This is a genomic window from Roseococcus pinisoli, assembly GCF_018413645.1.
Classification (GTDB): Bacteria; Pseudomonadota; Alphaproteobacteria; order Acetobacterales; family Acetobacteraceae; genus Roseococcus; species Roseococcus pinisoli.
The window spans coordinates 569,868-587,306 of record NZ_JAHCDA010000002.1 but is presented as its reverse complement, the minus strand read 5'-3'; the positions used below and the strand labels follow the sequence as shown (position 1 = coordinate 587,306).

Genomic DNA, 17,439 nt, shown 5'->3' with positions numbered 1-17,439 from the left:
TCCATGCCCCCCGTCCTGATCGCGAACCGCGGCGAGATCGCCGTGCGGATCGCGCGCACCTGCCGGCGGCTCGGCATCAAGAGCATCGCCGTCTATTCCGATGCCGATGCGGGGGCGCTGCACGTCCGTGCGGCCGATCGCGGCGAGCGCATCGGGCCCGCCCATCCGCGCGAGAGCTATCTCAGCATCCCCGCCATCATCGCCGCGGCCGAGCGCAGCGGTGCCCGCTACGTCCATCCCGGCTACGGCTTCCTCTCCGAGAATGCGGAATTCGCCGAGGCCTGCCGGCGTGCCGGCCTCGTGTTCATCGGTCCCTCGCCGGAGGCGATCCGCGCCATGGGCGGCAAGGCCGCGGCGCGGTTGATCGCCGAGAAGGCGGGCGTGCCCTGCCTGCCCGGCGACCCGGGCGGCGACCAGTCCGAGCCGGGCCTTTTGGCGGCCGCGGAGCGCATCGGCTATCCGGTGATGATCAAGGCCCTCGGCGGCGGCGGCGGGCGGGGCATGCGCCGCGTCCGCTCGGCCGAGGAACTGCCGGCCGCGCTGGCGGCAGCGCGGCGCGAGGCCGCCATCTTCGGCAACGAGCGCGTGATGCTGGAGAAGCTGGTCGAGAAGGCGCGCCACATCGAGGTGCAGATCCTCGCGGATAGCCACGGCAACGTGCTGCACCTGCACGAGCGCGACTGCACCCTTCAGCGCCGGCATCAGAAGCTGGTCGAGGAATGCCCCGCTCCGGGCATGAGCGTCGAGCTGCGCGCCGAGCTCGGCCGCCGTGCCTGCACGCTGGCGCGGGCCGTCGGCTATGTCGGGGCCGGGACCGTGGAGTTCATCGCGGCCCCGCCGCTGACGCCGGACAGCATCTGGTTCATGGAGATGAACACCCGCCTTCAGGTCGAGCACCCGGTCACCGAGATGGTCACCGGCCTCGACCTCGTGGAGTGGCAACTCCGCGTCGCAGCGGGCGAGGAGCTGCCCTTCGCGCAGTCGGACATCCGGCTGGAGGGCCACGCCGTCGAGGCCCGGCTCTGCGCCGAGGACCCCGCTAAGCAGTTCTTTCCCTCGCCGGGCAAGCTCGCGGCATTTGAGCTGCCGGCCGAGGGGGAGGGGATCCGCGTCGATGCCGGCGTCCGCGCCGGCGACGCCGTCACCCCCTATTACGATTCCATGCTGGCCAAGGTCATCGCGCATGCGCCGACGCGGGCGGAGGCGCTGGAAAAGCTGGCCTCAGCGCTCGACGAATGCCGGGCCGAGGGCGTGAAGCTGAATGCCGCCTTCCTCGCGGCGGCGCTCCGCAGTGCGGAGATGCGCGAGGCCCGAATGGACACCGGCTTCCTGGAAGCCGCCCGCAAGACCCTGCTGGAAGCTGCCGTGAAGGAGCCCGTTTAGCATGACCTGGCAACCCGAGCTCGATGAACTGCGCCTGCGCCAGTCCCACGCCAAGGAGCTGGGCGGCGCCGACAAGGTCGCCCGCCAGCATGCGGGCGGGCGCCTCACGGTCCGCGAGCGCATCGACGGCATGGCCGATCCCGGCACCTTCCACGAGATCGGCGCCACCGCCGGCAAGGCCGAGTACGACGAGGAGGGCAACCTCAAGCGGCTCACGCCGTCCAACTGCGTGATGGGCCGCGGCAAGGTGGATGGCCGCACGGTCGTGCTCCTGGGCGACGACTTCACCGTCCGCGGCGGCTCCGCCGATGCCACGATCCGCGAAAAGCCGATCATGGCCGAGCGGATGGCCTATGAGTTCCGCCTGCCGCTGATCCGCATCATCGAGGGCTCGGGCGGCGGCGGCTCCGTGAAGACCATCGAGACCACGGGCCGCGCCAATCTGCCGGGCGGCGTGGGCGGCGGCGCCCTCTATCACTATACGGGCGCCAATCTCAGCATGGTGCCGGTCGTGGCGCTGGGCCTCGGCTCGGTCGCGGGGCTCGGCGCCGCGCGGCTGGCGGCCAGCCATTACTCGGTGATGACCAAGAAGTCGGCCATGTTCGTGGCCGGCCCGCCGGTGGTGAAGCGCCTCGGGCAGGACCTCTCGAAGACGGAGCTGGGCGGCTGGGAGATCCAGACCAAGTCGGGCGCCGTCGACCATGCGACGGAGACCGAGGAGGAGGCCTTCGAGGCCGCGCGGCGCTTCCTCTCCTACCTGCCGAGCTCGGTCTACGGCACGCCGCCGGTCACCGAGTGCGCCGACGATCCGAACCGCCGCGACGAGAAGCTCTTCACCCACATCCCGCGCGACCGGCGCCGCGTCTACCAGATGCGGCCCATCATCGAGACGGTGGTCGACAAGGGCAGCTTCTTCGAGATGGGGAAGATGTTCGGCCGCAGCATCATCACCGGCTTCGCCCGGCTGAACGGCAAGCCTGTGGCCCTGATGGCGAGCGACCCGTTCTTCTACGGCGGCTCCTGGACGGCCGATGCCTGCGCCAAGATCATCCGCTTCGTCGACCTGGCCGAGACCTTCCACCTCCCCATCGTCTATCTGCAGGACTGCCCAGGCTTCATGGTCGGGCTGGACGCCGAGAAAGCCGCGACCATCCGCCTGGGCGTGCGCGCCATGGCGGCGGTGAACCAGACAACGGTGCCCTGGTGCACGATGATCATCCGCAATGCCTTCGGCGTGGCGGGGGTGGTGCATCAGCCGGCTGGGCGCCTTTCGCTGCGCTACGCCTGGCTCTCCGCGCGCTGGGGCTCGCTGCCGCTGGAAGGCGGGATCGAGGCGGCCTATGCAGCCGACCTTGCCGGTGCCGAGGACCCGGCGGCCGAGCTGGGGCGCATCGAGGATCGGCTGAACAAGCTGCGGTCGCCCTTCCGCACGGCGGAGACCTTCTGGGTCGAGGACGTCATCGACCCGCGTGAGACCCGCCGCCTGCTCTGCGATTTCGCCGATCTCGCGCAGCCGCTGCTCTCGCCCACGCCCGCGGCCCTGAGAATGCGGCCATGAAGCGCCTCCTGCTCGCCGCGCTGCTGCTGTCGGGCACGGCTTTGGCGCAGACCTTCCCGGACCGCCCGCCGCGCATCCTCGGCGGCTTCGCCGCCGGCGGGACGAGCGACCTGATCAACCGCATCCTGGCCGAGGGCGTGTTTGCGACGCTGGGCCATCGGCCGGTGGTGGAAGTCCGCACCGGGGCCAACGGCTTCATCGCGGCCGCCGAGGCGGCGCGCAGCGGGGCGGACGGCTACACCATCGTGCAATGCGCGACCGGGGTGATGACCATCTCGCCGGAGCTGCCGGGCGCCAATATGGCGATCGATCCCGCGCGGGACCTGATCCCGATCGCGAATTTCGCGCATTCCTCCCAGGTCATGGTGGTGCGCCAGCAGTCGCCGTTCCGCACGGTGGCGGATGTGCTGGCCGCCGCCCGCGCGCGGCCGGGCGAGGTCAGCTACGCCAGTGCCGGCATCGGCGCCGTCTCGCACCTTTCCGGCGCGCGCCTTGAGCAGCTGGCCCAGGTGCGGATGCTGCACGTTCCCTACCGCGGCGCGGCTCTGGGCGTGCTGGACGTCCTGGCCGGGCGGGCCGACCTCATCATCACCAATCTCGGCGATGCGGCGCAGCAGATCCGTGCCGGTGAGATGCGGCTGCTGGCCTTTGCCGACGGCATCGGCTCGCCGGCCTTCCCGGACACGCCGCAGATCGGCGCCACCGTGCCGGGCTACGCGGTCAGCGGCTGGTTCGGCTATTGCGCCGGCCGTGGAACGCCCGAGGCGATCGTCGGCCGTTGGGCCGAGGCGATCCGCGTCGCGGCTTCCGATCCCGTCACGCTGCGGCGCTTCGCCGAGAATGGGCTCGTCGCGCGGTACGAGGCGCCGGCGGAGTTCAGCCGCACCATCGCCGCCGACCGGGTCACGTGGCGCGAGGTCATCCAGGGGGCGAATATCCGCGTCGAATGACAGGGGCGGCGAGGCCTCGCCCCGCGCATCGGGACTGCCAAGAAGAACGACAAGAATGGGAAACGACCGCATGAGACGCCTCCTCCTTCTCGCCGGCCTGTGCCTGGCCCTGCCGGTGACCGCATCGGCGCAGGACCGGCAGCCGCGAATCGTCTCGGGCTTCGCGCCGGGCGGCACCTCGGACCTCGTCTCACGCCTGCTGGCCGAGGGGATCGGCACCGCGCTGGGCCAGCGGCCCGTGGTGGAGAACCGCACGGGCGCCAATGGCTTCATCGCCGCCGAAGCGGTCTCGCGCGGGCCGGCCGACGGATCGACGGTGCTGCAATGCGCGATGGGCGGCATGACGATCAGCCCTGAGCTGCCGGGCGCGGTGCTGCCGATCGACCCGGGGACGGACCTGGTGCCCGTGGCGAATGTCGCAATCTCCTCCTACGGGGTGGTGACCGGTGCCCGCGGGCCCTACCAGACGCTCGCCCAGGTGATCGCCGCGGCGCGGGCGCGGCCGGGCACCATCTCCTATGGCAGCGCTGGGGTGGGGTCGGCGCAGCACCTGACCGGGGCGCGGCTGGCCTCGATGGCCGGCATCGACCTGGTGCACGTTCCCTATCGCGGTGCGGCGCCCGCGGCGCTGGATGTCATTGCCGGCCGCGCGGATCTGATGATCACCAACCTCGGCGACGTCGTGCGGCAGATCCAGGGCGGCGAGCTGCGGCTGCTGGCCCTGGCGGATCGCGAGGGCGTGCCGGAATTCGCCCAGGCACCGCGGCTGCCGGACATCGTCCCGGGGCTGGAGGTGGTGGGCTGGTTCGGCCTGTGCGGCCCGAAGAACATGAGCGCGGAAAGCGCCCGCCAATGGGCCCAGGCGGCCGAGCGGGCCCTGACGGATGCCACCATCCGTCGGCGCATGCTGGAGAACGGGCTGACCCCGAGCTTCGAGGGACCCGAGGCCTTCGCCGCCCGCATCGCCCGCGAGCGCGCCATGTGGGGCGAGACGATCCGCCGGGCGAATATCCGGGCCGGCTGAGGAAAGGGCCCTAGCCCCTCGTCAGAGGGGATCGTCCTCCGGAGGCGGCTGCCGGGCCGCCGCCTCCATCTGCTCGGTCGTCATCGGCAACGGCCGCAGCACGCGCCGGAAGCCCACCTGCCGCACGCCCGGCGCGTCCATGCCGTAGCGGTCCGGATGCACGACGAACTGCCCGGTGCGATCCGGCCAGATCGTGAGATAGGCAAGGGCCACCTGCACCTCCCGCAGCGGATGGACGTCCTGCGTGCGGCCCGAGGCCAGCATCGTGTCCACCGTGGCGACGGGCATGTCGAGCAGCCAGGCGGTGAAGTCCCGCACCCTCTCCACCCGCACGCAACCATGCGACAGCGACCGCATGCCCTGGTTGAAGAGGCTGGGCCGGTTGGTGCCGTGCAAGAAGATGCCGTCCGAATTCTCGAGGCCGATGCGCATCGGGCCCAGCGCGTTGTTCGGGCCGGGCGGCTGGATGAAGCGACCGCCGATCTGCTGGTAGCCCACGGCGCCGGCGGCGCGGATCTCGGCCGTCAGGCTGGCGGGCACGTACCAGGGCGGGTTGAAGCGCGCCGTCGTCACGAAGGTGGTCATCTGCGGCGTGCGCGTCCGCGCGGCGCCGACCACGGCGCGGGAGCGGAGAACCTCGATGCCGTCCTCATAGGCCATGACCTCGGCGGCGGCGATGTTCACCAGGATCGTGCGGCCGGAGGCGAGGTCCAGCCCCATCTCGTCTAGCCGGCCGAGGGTGCGCTCCACGGCGACGCGGTTGCGGTGGCCGGGGGGCAGGGCGGCCCGCGCGATCTCGAGCTGCGCCCGGATGTCGGCCAGGGTCAGGGGCGGCCTGGGCAGCGGCGGGGCCGGCTGGCGCGCGGAGACCGGCGTCGGCCGCGTCTGCGCGGAGGCCGCGCGGCCGAGGAGCAGTGGCAGCCCGCCCAGGAGGAGGGAAGCGGCAAAGGAACGGCGGGGGGGAATCATGCGATCGACGGGCTCGGCAAATGCGGCGTCATGCTAAGCTGCGGATCGCCTGAAAAACCGCGACCTTCAAAGAAAATTTCGCCGGTGTGGCAAGAATGATCCGCTTCCCGGGCACCGGGCTGCCAGCCGAGCGGGATCGTGCTGCAATCCGGCGGCGGCGGTCGCCGAGGTTTCTGCCCGCTCGCGGGCTGCCTCGACGCCGCGCCAAAGAAGGAACGTCCGGATGTCCGCCAAGCCTCGCCTGCTGCTGATCAACGCCCTCCGCCACGCCGGCGGTTCCTATGCGCTGCGCCCGACCGAGGGCACGCGGGAGCAGATGGTGATGGACTACGACAACGTCGCGTCCCTGCTGGCGGAGGTGGAGTGGGACGTGCATCCCGGCGCGCCGGCCACCCATGGCGACTGGGGGGTGGAGACGCTGGAGGAGTTCATGATCGTGGGCGCCAACCGGCTGCCCCTGGTGCGCGAGGGCTGCGAGAGCGGCAGGTACGACGCCATCGTCCTGCTCGGCGGCGGCGATCCGGGTTTCGCCGAGGCCCGCGAGATCGGCCGGCGCCACGGCATTCCCGTGACCTCCTGCGGCCACGCGCAGATGCATGTGGCCAGCATGGTGGGTCACCGCTTCGGGATCATCGACATCTCCGAGAAGCACAATGTCCAGATGGCGCGGCTGGTGGTGGAGTATCGCTTCACGGAGCGCTGCACCGGCATCCGCAACCTCGACTACCCGCTGCCCCGCCCGACCCGGAGCGACCGGCCGTCCATCGCGAGCGAAAAGGCAAAGGCCCTGGCCGGCGAGACCTGCAGCATGCTGGAGGCCGCCTTCACCGCCGCCGAGGCGGCGATCCAGGAGGACGGTGCCGAGGTGCTGATGCTGGGCTGCTCGGCGGCCTATTGGATGCAGCCCTTCCTCCAGAGGCGCCTGAACGAGGCCGGTTGGGACATCCCCGTCCTGGAAGGGTACCGCTGCGCGATCGAGCAGGCGAAGCTGCTGGCCCGCCTCGGCCTCGACGCCAGCGGGCTGATGCTCCCGAAGGACCCGCCGGCACGCTCGCGCCGGCGCAGGCTGGTCTAGGGTTCGGCGCTGATCCGGGCGGCGGTGATCACCCGCCGCCAGCGCTCCAGATCCTCGCGCAGGAAGGTGCCGTATTCCTCGGGCGAGGAGGCGGCCGCGATGCCGCCCAGCGTTAGCAGCCGTGCGGCCGTCTCTGATCGGGCCAGCGAGGCGCGCACCGCCGCGTTGAGCCGGGCCACGACCGGCGCGGGCGCATGGGCCGGCGCCAGCACGCCAAGGCCCTGCGTGTAGTCCTCGAAGCCGGGATAACCGATCTCCCGCATCGTCGGCACTTCCGGATAATCGGCGCTGCGCTCCGCGGTCGAGATGGCCAGCGGCCGGAGCTGGCCCTTGGCGACATACTCGCCGATGCCGATCATCGGATAGAACATGAAGGAGACGCGGCCGGCCATCACCTCGGTCAGCGCGGGCGCGTTGCCGCGGAAGGTGACATGCGTCATCTCGGTCCCGGACCGGGTGGCCAACAGCGCGGCGGCGAGATGCGCCGAACCGCCATGGCCGGCCGAGCCGTAGGAGATGGTGCCCGGCGCCTCCCGGGCGGCGGCCACCAGCTGCTGGAGGTCCCGGAAGGGGCTGCCGGCGCCCGTCACCGCGATCAGCGGCAGCATGGCGACGAGGCCGACCGGCGTGAAATCCTCGAGAGGGCGGTAGCTGTTTCCCGGCAGCAGGATGGCATTCACGCTATGCGAGAGCGTCGCCAGCAGCAGCGTATAGCCGTCGGGCGCCTCGCGCGCGACGAACTGCGTCGCGATCAGCGCATTGGCGCCCGTCCGGTTCTCGACCATCACGGGCTGGCCGAGGGTGGCGGACATGTCCTGGGCGATGAGCCGGCCGATCACGTCGGTCGGGCCACCGGCCGCAAAGCCGACCACGAGGCGAACAGGCCGGCTGGGATAGGCGCTCTGGGCCAGGGCTACCGCCGGCAGGGCGAGGGGAAGCGTCAAGGCGGTCCGGCGTTTCATTCCCTGCATCCTTATTGTCGTTCTTTGTGGCGCCGATCACACGCCGCCCGGTGCGCCACGGCAAGCGGCGACGTGATGCCGCCTCGGCGCTTCGCGATATCGTTCGGATCGAACGCGTCCTAAGCTTCCCGCATGGGCCCGTCAGTGGCCTGCAAGGGAAGGAAGACCATGATCACTCGTCGTTCGCTGCTGGCGGTTCCGCCGCTGGCGCTGGCCGCGCCCGCGCTCGCGCAGGGGACCTGGCCCAATCGCCCGGTCCGCGTCCTGGTGGGCTTTCCGCCGGGCGGCTCGCTCGACGTGCTGACGCGGCTGGCCTGCGAGGTGCTGGGCCAGCGCCTCGGCCAGACCTTCGTGGTCGAAACGCGCAGCGGCGCCTCGGGCAACATCGCGGCCGAGGCGCTCGCCCGCGCCACGCCGGACGGCTACACGCTCGGCACCGTCAGCATGCACACGGTGGTCATCAACCCGATGGTCTTCCCCTCGGTGCCCTTCGACATGTCGAAGGACTTCCAGTGGATCAGCGCCATGTGGGACATGCCGAACGTGATGGCGGTGCCCTCGCAATACGTGCCCGCCCGCACGGTGCAGGAATTCATCGCCTGGGGACGGGAGCGGCCGGGGGGCGTGAGCTACGGCTCCGCCGGGGTTGGCACCTCCATCCATCTCTCCGGCGCGTATTTCCTGGCCCGGGCCGGAATCCCCGGCGTCCATGTCCCGTTCCGCGGCGCGGCGCAGACGATCCCGGCGATGCTCTCGGGCGACGTCCAGCTGGCGATCGACAACCTCGCCAGTTATGTCGGCGTCGTGGGCGAGGGGCGGATGCGCGCGCTCGCGGTCACCATGGGGCAGCGCTGGCCGACCATGCCCGACGTGCCGACCATGGCCGAGGCGGGCGTCGACAATTTCAACGTCAGCCCCTGGCATCTATGGGCTGGGCCGGCCGGCATGCCGCGCGAGATCGCCGAGCGCCTGTCGAACGAGATCCGCACGGCCTGGGCCGACCCGGCGCTGCAGCAGCGCGTGATCGGCATGGGCGCGATTCTGACGGGCTCCACCCCCGCCGAGCTCGGCGCCCGGCTGGAGCGGGAGAAGCCGCGCTGGGCCGAAATGGTGCGCATTTCGGGCGCCCAGGCGGGCTAGCGGAAACCTGCCCTGCGGCCCAGGCCAAGGGGCTTGGGCGGCGAGGGCATCCGGCGCATTCTTCCCTCTCTTCCAGGAGATAGGGTGCCATGGATCCGAAACGCATCGACGAAGCCGCGGGCCTCCTCGTGGACGCTCGACAGTCGGGCACGCGCATCCCGGTACTGCCGGTCAGCGCGGCGCCGGAAAGCGTGCGCGAGGCGCATGCGATCCAGGATGAGGTCGCGAAGCGCCTGGGCGCCACCATCGGCGCCTACAAGGCGAATGCGCCGACCGCGACCTCGGAGGGCGTGCGCGGGCTGATCTTCGCCTCCGGGCTGCGCGTCTCGCCGGCCACCTTCCCGGTGGCCGAGGCGCCGCAATGCGGCATCGAGGGCGAGGTCGCCTTCCGTTTCCGCCGCGACCTGCCCGCCCGGGCAGCACCCTATGCGCGGGAGGAGATCATCGCCGCCCTCGACGCGTGCGCCGCGATCGAGGTGGTGAGCAGCCGCTATGCCGACCCGGGCGCGGCGACCGTGCGGGACAAGCTGGCGGATAACGTCAGCAACGCGGGCTTCGTCCCCGGGGCGGCGCAACCGGATTGGACGGGGCTGGACCTCGCCCGCATCAAGGTCCGCCTCGAGGTGAATGGCGAGCCGATCGTGGAGAAGGTCGGCGGCCATCCCATCGACGATCCGCTGGCCGTCGCGGTGGCGCTGGTCGAGATGATGCGCCAGGCCGGCGGCGTGAAGGCGGGGCAGTACGTGACCTGCGGGTCCTATACCGGGCTGCTCTACTTCAACCCGGGCGACCACTTCCGCGTCGTCTTCGAGGGGCTGGGCGAGGCGGAGCTGACCTTCACCCGCTGAGCCCCGCATGGGCCAGCCGCGCGGTCTCGATCTGCGCGAGCTTGTCCGTGAGCGGCTTCCAGTCGTCGCGCTCGGCGATCGGGGCCCAGAGGGCCTCGACCTCGTCGATGAGGAGCGTGCAGGGCGCGGCGCCCTCGAAATAGGGATGCAAGGGCCCGGCGGGCTCGTAGCCGGCCAGGGCATCCCGGAACGGCTGGAAGGCCGCACCCTCGTAGCCGGGGCGCTCTCGCCCGCCGCGCCAGTCGAAGAAGCACTGGTCGAAGGGTGCCTCGCTGGCCTGGAGCGCGCCGAAGAAGGCCGCAGCCAGATCGGCGTCGCGATCCGGCGCGCGTGGGGCCAGGCCCAGCCGCCACAGCACGGCGGTCGCGAATTCCTTCTGGAAGATGGGGCCGAAGGCGTTCAGCTCCTCCTGCAGCGGCGTCTTGAGGTCGGCATTGCCCTCCAGCAGCAGCAGGCTGCCGCCGAGGCGCGCCAGGTTCCACTGCAGCGTCTCCGGCTGGCGGCCATAGGCGTAGAGCCCGCCATGGTCGAAATAGGCGGCCGTGAAGGCCGGGTCGTATTTCGGCAGGAAGCGCCAGGGGCCGTAGTCGAAGCTCTCGCCGGTGACGTTGATGTTGTCGGTGTTCAGCACGCCGTGGACGAAGCCGGCCGCCATCCATTGCGCGCCCATCCGCGCCACGCGGCGGCTGGTGACGGTGAAGAAACGGGCGATGCGCTGGGCCTCCGTCGGCGCCTCGGCTTCGGGCAGGTAGCGCAGGACGATGTGGCTCAGCAGCCGCCGCATGGTCTCCGCGTCCTGGTGGAAGGCCAGCCGCTGGAAGGTGCCGATGCGCAGGTGCGAGTGGCTCAGCCGCACCAGCACCGCGGCGCGGGTGGGCGAGGGCTCGTCGTTGCGGAAAAGCTCCTCGCCGGTCTCGATCAGGCTGAAGCTTTTCGAGGTCTCGACGCCCAGCGCCTCGAGCTGGCTGGTCGCGAGGATCTCGCGCACGCCGCCCTTCAGGGTCAGCCGGCCGTCCGCCCCGCGCGACCAGGGCGTCCGGCCGCTGCCCTTGGTGCCGAGGTCGAGCAGACGGCCGTCCTGCAGGTCGTGCATCTGGGCGAAGAGGAAGCCCCGCCCATCGCCGAGGTCGGCGTTGTAATGGCGGAACTGATGGCCGTGGTAGCGCAGTGCCAGCGGCGCCTCGAAGCTGCCGGGCAGGGGCTCGAACCGGCCGAAATGGGCGACCCATTCCTCATCGCTCAGCGTGTCCAGGCCGATGCGCCCGGCCCAGCGCTGGTCGCGGTGGCGCAGCGTGAGCTTTGGGAACTCGGCGGGGGCAACGACGTCGTAGAGCGCCTCACCGAGGTCGAGATGCGCGCGTGAGGGGGAGAAGGGGGGCGAGACCGGCATGTGACCGTGTTAACGCGGAATGCGCGCCAAAAGTATCCCGCCTTGCCGAGCGCCGCCGCATCTGCTGCCCTGCGTGGCAAATCAGGAGGCTTCCATGACCCTCAGGCACATCCTCGGCGTCGACCACATGGTTTTCGCGGTGCGCGACCTCGACGCGGCGGCGAAGGACTGGGAAGGGCTGGGCTTCACCCTCTCGCCGCGCGGCACGCACAGCCCGCAGATGGGCTCGGGCAACTACACGATCATGTTCGGCGACGACTACATGGAGCTGCTGGGCATCCTGGCGCCCACGCCGCACAACGAGCCGGTTCGCCGCTGGCTCGAGACCCGCGAGGGCATCGAGCGCTGCGCCTTCACGACCGACGACGCAGCTGCCGGCGTGGCCGAGGTGCAGCGCCGGGGCGTGGCGGCGACCGGCCCCATCGCCTTCGGCCGCCCCGTCCCCATGCCGGACGGCTCCATGTCCGAGGCACGGTTCGAGGTCTTCCACTGGCCCGTCACGCTGCGGCCGGGCGGGATGCGCATCTTCGCCTGCCAGCACTTCACGCGCGACGCCGTCTGGATTCCGGAGCTCCAGTCCCATGCCAATGGCGCCACCGGCATCGCCCGGGTGGAGGTCCTGGCCCGGGATCCTAAGGCGGCGGCCGGCGAGATGGCCGGCCTTATCGACAGCACCGTCTCCACCGCGGCGGATGGCGCCGTGGCTGTGCCGACGGGCAGGGGCCGGGCGGAGATCGTCTTCCTCGATCGGGACCGGCTGGCCGCCCGCCATCCGGGCATCTCGCTCGACGGCCTGCCGGAGGAAGGTGCCGCCGCGCTGGTGCTGACGACGCGCAGCCTGGAGAAGGCCGCGCAGGCGCTCGGCACCGCGCCGGGCGCGACCGTCGCCGTGCCGGCATCCCGCGCGACGGGGGCGATCCTGCGCTTCGTCGCCGAAGACTGAGGCCTGAAGAGCAAGATTGACCGCGGCCGTTCGCGGCCGCCATGCTGCGTCGCATTAAATCAGGAGCCTGGCATGGATTTCTCCCGCCGCGCCGCGTTGATGACCTCCGCCGCGATCGCGGCCAGCGTCAACGCGCCCGAACAGGCCCTGGCCCAGGAAACTCCGCGCCGCGGCGGCGTCATGACGGTGCATTTCGCCACCGAGCAGCGCATCCTGAACCCGAGCCTGCAGGCCTCCACCGGCGTCTATATCGTCGGCGGCAAGATCCAGGAGCCGCTGGTCGATCTCGACGCCAACGGGCAACCCACTGCCTGCCTGGCCGAATCCTGGGAATCCTCGCCGGATGGCCTCGCCATCACCTTCCGGCTGCGCCAGGGCGTCACCTGGCATGACGGCAAGCCCTTCACCTCGGCGGACGTGCAGTTCACCGCGATGGAGATGTGGAAGAAGATCCTGAACTACGGCACCGCCGTTCAGCTCTTCCTCGAGGCCGTCGACACGCCGGACGCCCATACGGCGGTGTTCCGCTACTCGCGGCCCATGCCCCTCGGCCTGCTGCTGCGCGCGCTGCCGGACCTCGGCTACGTCTCGCCCCGGCATATCTATGAGGGCACGGATATCCGCCAGAATCCGGCGAATACCGCGCCGATCGGCACCGGCCCCTTCAAGTTCGTCCAGTACGAGCGCGGGCAGTTCATCATCGCCGAGCGCAACCCCAACTACTGGCGCAACAACCTTCCCTATCTGGACCGCGTGGTGTGGCGCGTGATCAACGACCGCTCGGCGGCGGCGGCGCAGATGGAGGCGGGGCAGATCCTCTTTAGCCCCTTCTCGGCGCTGGCGCTGTCGGACCTCGCGCGGCTTGGCCGCGACCCGCGCTTCGAGGTGACGACGCGCGGCAATGAGGGCAATCCGCGCACCAACACGCTGGAGTTCAACTTCCGCAACCCGCTGCTGGCCGATATCCGCGTGCGCAAGGCGCTGGCGCACGCTATCAACATTCCCTTCTTCATCGAGAATTTCCTCAACACCGACTACGCCAAGCCGGGGACAGGGCCGATCCCGACTGTCTCGACGGACTTCTACCCGTCCGGGCCCATGCCCCAGTACCCCTACGACAAGGCGCTCGCGATGCGCCTGCTCGACGAGGCGGGGCATCGGCGCGGGGCGGGCGGCGTGCGCTTCAATCTGCGCCTGACACCGGCACCCTGGGGCGAGGACATCGCGCTCTTCTCCACCTTCATCCAGCAGTCGCTGCAGGAGGTGGGCGTGCGCGTGGAGATCGTGCGGCTCGATGCCGCCGGCTTCCTGCGGACGGTCTACAACGACTGGAACTTCGACCTGGCGACCGGCTGGCACCAGTATCGCAACGACCCGGCGGTCTCGACCACGGTCTGGTACCGCACCGGCTCGCCGCGCGGCGCCCCCTGGACGAACCAGTTCGGCTTTTCCGACACGGTGATCGACGGCATCATCGACGCGGCCGCGACCGAGCTCGATCACGACAAGCGCAAGGCCCTCTATGCCGATTTCGTCCGGCGCGGGAATGGCGAGCTCTTGATGTGGAATCCGGTGGAGCAGCTCTTCCTCAGCGCCTTCAACCGGCGGCTGCGCAACTACGCGAACATGCCGCGCTGGGGCTCGTCCAGCTGGCACGACCTCTGGATCGCGCCGTGAGTGACCGGAGAGGCAAGAACCTGAGGTTCTTGCTGGGAGAGCTTGAGGGGGCAAAGCCCCCTCGGAACCCAAGCTGATGCTTGCCTTGGCCGGCCGCAGACTGGCCGCCTCCATCCCGTCCCTGCTGATCATCCTGGTCGGCATGTTCCTGCTGCTGCAGCTCGCGCCCGGCGATACCGTGGACGCGCTGATGGCGCAGATGGGCGGCGGCGGCGACGCCCAGCTGATGGCCGAGCTGCGGGCCTTCTACGGGCTCGACCTCTCGGTGCCGGCACGGCTGCTGAACTACCTCTGGCGGCTGGTGCAGCTCGACCTCGGCTTCTCCGCGATCTACGGCAAGCCCGTCGCGACCGTGATCCTGGAGCGCCTGCCGGCAACGCTGTTCCTCATGACGGCCTCGCTCTCCTTCGCTTTCTTCTTCGGCCTGCTTTTCGGCGTGATCGCGGCCCGCAACGTGAATCGCTGGCCGGACAGCGTGATCTCGACGCTCGGCCTGGTCTTCTATGCCACGCCGTCCTTCTGGTTCGGGCTGATGGCGATCGTGCTCTTCTCCGTGCACCTGCAATGGCTGCCGGCCGGCGGCATGGAGAGCATCGGCGAGGGCTTCACGGGGATCCATCGCGTGCTCGACATCGCGGCGCATTTCGTGCTGCCGACGCTGACGCTGGGGCTGATCTTCCTGGCCATCTATCTGCGCATCATGCGCGCCTCCATGCTGGAGGTGCTGACGCTCGACTTCGTGCGGACCGCGCGCGCCAAGGGGCTGGACGAGACGCGCGTCATTACCCGCCACGTGCTGCGCAATGCCATGCTGCCCATGGTGACGCTGATCGGCCTGCAGGCGGGCACCATGCTCGGCGGCTCGGTGGTGGTGGAAAGCGTCTTCTCGCTGCCCGGGCTGGGGCGGCTCGCCTATGAGGCGGTGGTGCAGCGCGACCTGAACACCTTGCTGGGCATCGTTTTCATCTCGGCCCTGCTGGTGATCTTCGTGAATTTCTGCGTTGACCTCCTCTATGCGCGGCTCGATCCCCGGATCGGGAAGGAGACGGGCGGGTGAGGTTCCTGCGCGACTATGCCCGCAGCCCCGCCGCGGTGGTCGGCCTGTTGCTGCTGCTGCTCGTGATCGGCATGGCGGTGTCGGCCGACTGGCTCTTCCCGCGCGATCCCCTGGCGCTGGCCGGACGGCCGCTGCAATGGCCGGGCGCCAATGCGCGCTTCTGGCTCGGCACCGACAATTCCGGCCGGGACATCGCGGCGCAGATCTTCCATGGCGCCCGCGTGGCGCTGCTGATCGGGCTGGTGGCGACGTCCATCGCCGTGGCCATCGGCATCGTCATCGGCGCGGTGGCCGGCTTCTACGGCGGGATCGTGGACGATGTGCTGATGCGCGTGACCGAGGCCTTCCAGACGCTGCCGAACTTTCTTCTCCTGCTGGTCCTCGTCTCGGTCTTCGGCTCGGAGATCTCGACGGTGGTGGTGGCCATCGGCCTCGTCTCCTGGCCCGCGCCGGCGCGGCTGACGCGGGCGGAGTTCCTCTCGCTGCGCTCGCGTGAATTCGTCGAGGCCTGCCGGACGCTGGGCATGCGCGATGCCCAGATCATCTTCCGGGAAATCCTGCCCAACGCCCTGCCGCCGGTGATCGTCTATGCCAGCGTGGTGATGGCCGTCGCGATCCTGTTGGAGAGCGCGCTGGCTTTCCTGCGTCTCTCGGACCCCAACGTCTCCTCCTGGGGCAACCTCATCGGCCTCGGACGCGATGTGCTGCGGGTGCAATGGTACGTCTCGGCCATTCCGGGCGTCGCGATCCTGGTGACGGTGCTGGCGGTATCGCTGGTGGGGCAGGGGCTCAACGACGCCCTGAACCCGAGGCTGCGCGGCCGATGAGCGCGATCCTCTCCATCGAGGGCGTGACCGTCGCCCTGCCGCCGGGTGCCGACCGGCCCCATGCGCTCGACGCCGTGACGCTGGAGCTGCGCGCGGGAGAAATTCTCTGCGTTGTGGGCGAATCCGGGTCGGGCAAGTCCATGACGGCCAGCGCCGTCATGCGCCTTCTCCCGCCGCGGGTCGGGATCACGGCGGGCCGCATCCTCTTCGAGGGAAAGGACCTGGCGACGGCGACCGAGGTCGAGATGCGCGCCATCCGCGGCGCCGGCATCGCCATGATCTTCCAGGAGCCGATGACGGCGCTGAACCCGCTGCGCCCCGTCGGCGACCAGATCGGCGAGATGTTCTCGATCCACACGGATCTCTCCGCCGATCAGATCAGGGCGCGCACCCTTGCCTTGCTTGAGGAGGTTCGCATCCCGGACCCGAAGCTCGCGATGCGCGCCTATCCGCACGAGCTCTCGGGCGGCCAGCGGCAGCGCGCCATGATCGCCATGGCCCTGGCCCTGAGCCCGCGCGTGCTCATCGCCGACGAGCCCACCACGGCGCTGGACGTCACCACCCAGGCGCAGATCCTCTCCCTCATCCGCGACCTGCAGCGGCGGCTGGGCACGGGCGTGCTCTTCATCACCCATGACTTCGGCGTGGTGGCCGAGATCGCCGACCGGGTCGCCGTCATGCAGCACGGCGTCGTCGTCGAGCAGGGCGAGGCGGCTGCGGTGCTGAACGCGCCGCAGCATCCCTATACCAAGGCACTGATCGCCGCCGTGCCGCCGCTCGCCGCGCCGCCGCCCCGGCCGTTCTCGGACGAGGCCATCCTGAAGCTGGAAGGCGTCAGCAAAACCTATCGCACCGGCGGCTTCCTCGGCCGCAACAAGCGCGTGACTCGCGCCGTGCGGGACGTCTCGCTGGCGCTGCCACGCGGCGGCACGCTCGGCATCGTGGGCGAGTCCGGCTCGGGAAAATCCACGCTGGCCCGCTGCATCATGCGGCTGATCAAGCCCGATGCCGGCGCGATCCGCCTGGACGGCACCGACCTCGCCACCCAGTCGCCCTCCCAGCACCGGGCGAGCGCGAAGCGGATGCAGATGGTCTTCCAGGACCCCTATGCCTCGCTCAATCCGCGCCGCCGCGTGGGCGAGCTGGTGGCCCAGGGCCCGATCATCCACGGCACGCCGCGCAACACGGCCCTGGCCCGGGCGAAGGAGCTCTTCGCGCTGGTCGGTCTCGATCCCGCCGCCACGGATCGCTACCCGCATGAATTCTCCGGCGGCCAGCGGCAGCGCATCGGCATCGCCCGGGCCCTGGCGCTCGAGCCGGAGGTGCTGGTGGCGGACGAGCCGGTATCGGCGCTGGACGTCTCCGTGCAGGCCCAGGTGCTGCGGCTGCTGGCCGAGCTCCGGGAACGGCTCGGCCTATCCATCGTCCTCATCACCCACGATCTGCGCGTGGCCGTGCAGGTCTGCGACCTCGTGGCCGTGATGAAGGAGGGCGAGGTGGTGGAGAGCGGGCCCATCGGCCGCGTCTTCGAGGCGCCCGAGCATCCCTATACGCGGTCGCTGCTGGCTGCCGTGCCAGGCCGGGGCTTTCAGGCCGCGCGCTGACCGCGCTGGTACCGCCAAGCCTGATGGCGCTC

The 17,439-nt window shown here is 70.5% G+C and carries 15 protein-coding genes; 12 read left to right on the top strand and 3 right to left on the bottom strand.

All coding sequences use genetic code 11. The features are described from left to right. Positions 1 to 3 precede the first annotated feature (3 nt). From KHU32_RS11520 to KHU32_RS11505, 4 genes are all read left to right on the top strand, one after another. Entirely contained in the window at positions 4 to 1,383 is a 1,380-nt protein-coding gene (locus KHU32_RS11520) for an acetyl-CoA carboxylase biotin carboxylase subunit (RefSeq protein ID WP_213670234.1), read from the top strand. A gap of 1 nt (position 1,384) precedes the next feature. Beyond that, a complete protein-coding gene (locus KHU32_RS11515) occupies positions 1,385 to 2,941 on the top strand; it encodes an acyl-CoA carboxylase subunit beta (protein ID WP_213670233.1) in 1,557 nt (518 codons plus the stop codon). Continuing rightward, positions 2,938 to 3,891, top strand: coding sequence for a Bug family tripartite tricarboxylate transporter substrate binding protein (locus KHU32_RS11510; protein ID WP_213670232.1), 954 nt, complete (start codon positions 2,938 to 2,940; stop codon positions 3,889 to 3,891). The genes KHU32_RS11515 and KHU32_RS11510 overlap by 4 nt, the downstream gene beginning before the upstream one ends. A 70-nt stretch (positions 3,892 to 3,961) precedes the next feature. Continuing rightward, on the top strand, positions 3,962 to 4,915 hold the full coding sequence (locus KHU32_RS11505; RefSeq protein ID WP_213670231.1) for a Bug family tripartite tricarboxylate transporter substrate binding protein: 954 nt from the start codon (positions 3,962 to 3,964) through the stop codon (positions 4,913 to 4,915). A gap of 21 nt (positions 4,916 to 4,936) precedes the next feature. On the opposite strand, the gene KHU32_RS11500 is transcribed toward KHU32_RS11505, so the two are convergent. Next, positions 4,937 to 5,884 carry a L,D-transpeptidase family protein gene (locus KHU32_RS11500; RefSeq protein ID WP_213670230.1) on the bottom strand — a complete coding sequence of 316 codons (948 nt, stop codon included), beginning with the start codon at positions 5,882 to 5,884 and terminating at the stop codon, positions 4,937 to 4,939. A 223-nt stretch (positions 5,885 to 6,107) separates the two neighbouring features. Between KHU32_RS11500 and KHU32_RS11495 the strand changes: the two genes are divergently transcribed. Next, a complete protein-coding gene (locus KHU32_RS11495) occupies positions 6,108 to 6,959 on the top strand; it encodes an aspartate/glutamate racemase family protein (protein ID WP_213670229.1) in 852 nt (283 codons plus the stop codon). On the opposite strand, the gene KHU32_RS11490 is transcribed toward KHU32_RS11495, so the two are convergent. Continuing rightward, positions 6,956 to 7,921: a Bug family tripartite tricarboxylate transporter substrate binding protein gene (locus KHU32_RS11490; protein ID WP_213670228.1), complete on the bottom strand. Its 966-nt coding sequence runs from the start codon at positions 7,919 to 7,921 to the stop codon at positions 6,956 to 6,958. The two genes, KHU32_RS11495 and KHU32_RS11490, sit on opposite strands and share 4 nt — an antisense overlap. A 168-nt stretch (positions 7,922 to 8,089) precedes the next feature. On the opposite strand from KHU32_RS11490, the gene KHU32_RS11485 reads away from it, so the two are divergent. Continuing rightward, positions 8,090 to 9,061, top strand: a complete 972-nt coding sequence (locus tag KHU32_RS11485; protein WP_213670227.1) for a Bug family tripartite tricarboxylate transporter substrate binding protein — start codon at positions 8,090 to 8,092, stop codon at positions 9,059 to 9,061. Positions 9,062 to 9,150: 89 nt separating this feature from the next. After that, the gene (locus tag KHU32_RS11480) at positions 9,151 to 9,909 is read left to right on the top strand and encodes a 2-keto-4-pentenoate hydratase (protein ID WP_213670226.1); all 759 of its coding nucleotides are present in this window, start codon (positions 9,151 to 9,153) and stop codon (positions 9,907 to 9,909) included. On the opposite strand, the gene KHU32_RS11475 is transcribed toward KHU32_RS11480, so the two are convergent. Next, the gene (locus KHU32_RS11475) at positions 9,899 to 11,299 is read right to left on the bottom strand and encodes a protein adenylyltransferase SelO family protein (protein WP_213670225.1); all 1,401 of its coding nucleotides are present in this window, start codon (positions 11,297 to 11,299) and stop codon (positions 9,899 to 9,901) included. The two genes, KHU32_RS11480 and KHU32_RS11475, sit on opposite strands and share 11 nt — an antisense overlap. A gap of 94 nt (positions 11,300 to 11,393) precedes the next feature. Here KHU32_RS11475 and KHU32_RS11470 point away from each other — a divergent pair, with 94 nt between their 5' ends. The 5 genes from KHU32_RS11470 to KHU32_RS11450 all read left to right on the top strand — a co-directional run bounded on the left by KHU32_RS11470 (position 11,394) and on the right by KHU32_RS11450 (position 17,407). Next, complete coding sequence (locus tag KHU32_RS11470) at positions 11,394 to 12,242, top strand: VOC family protein (RefSeq protein WP_213670224.1); 849 nt, start codon at positions 11,394 to 11,396, stop codon at positions 12,240 to 12,242. Positions 12,243 to 12,314: 72 nt separating this feature from the next. Then, positions 12,315 to 13,919 carry an ABC transporter substrate-binding protein gene (locus tag KHU32_RS11465; protein ID WP_213670223.1) on the top strand — a complete coding sequence of 535 codons (1,605 nt, stop codon included), beginning with the start codon at positions 12,315 to 12,317 and terminating at the stop codon, positions 13,917 to 13,919. 76 nt (positions 13,920 to 13,995) lie between these two features. Next, positions 13,996 to 14,976: an ABC transporter permease gene (locus tag KHU32_RS11460; RefSeq protein ID WP_213670222.1), complete on the top strand. Its 981-nt coding sequence runs from the start codon at positions 13,996 to 13,998 to the stop codon at positions 14,974 to 14,976. Continuing rightward, positions 14,973 to 15,803, top strand: a complete 831-nt coding sequence (locus KHU32_RS11455; RefSeq protein ID WP_213670221.1) for an ABC transporter permease — start codon at positions 14,973 to 14,975, stop codon at positions 15,801 to 15,803. Before KHU32_RS11460 ends, KHU32_RS11455 begins: the two co-directional genes overlap by 4 nt. After that, positions 15,800 to 17,407: an ABC transporter ATP-binding protein gene (locus KHU32_RS11450; RefSeq protein ID WP_213670220.1), complete on the top strand. Its 1,608-nt coding sequence runs from the start codon at positions 15,800 to 15,802 to the stop codon at positions 17,405 to 17,407. Before KHU32_RS11455 ends, KHU32_RS11450 begins: the two co-directional genes overlap by 4 nt. Positions 17,408 to 17,439 lie beyond the last annotated feature (32 nt).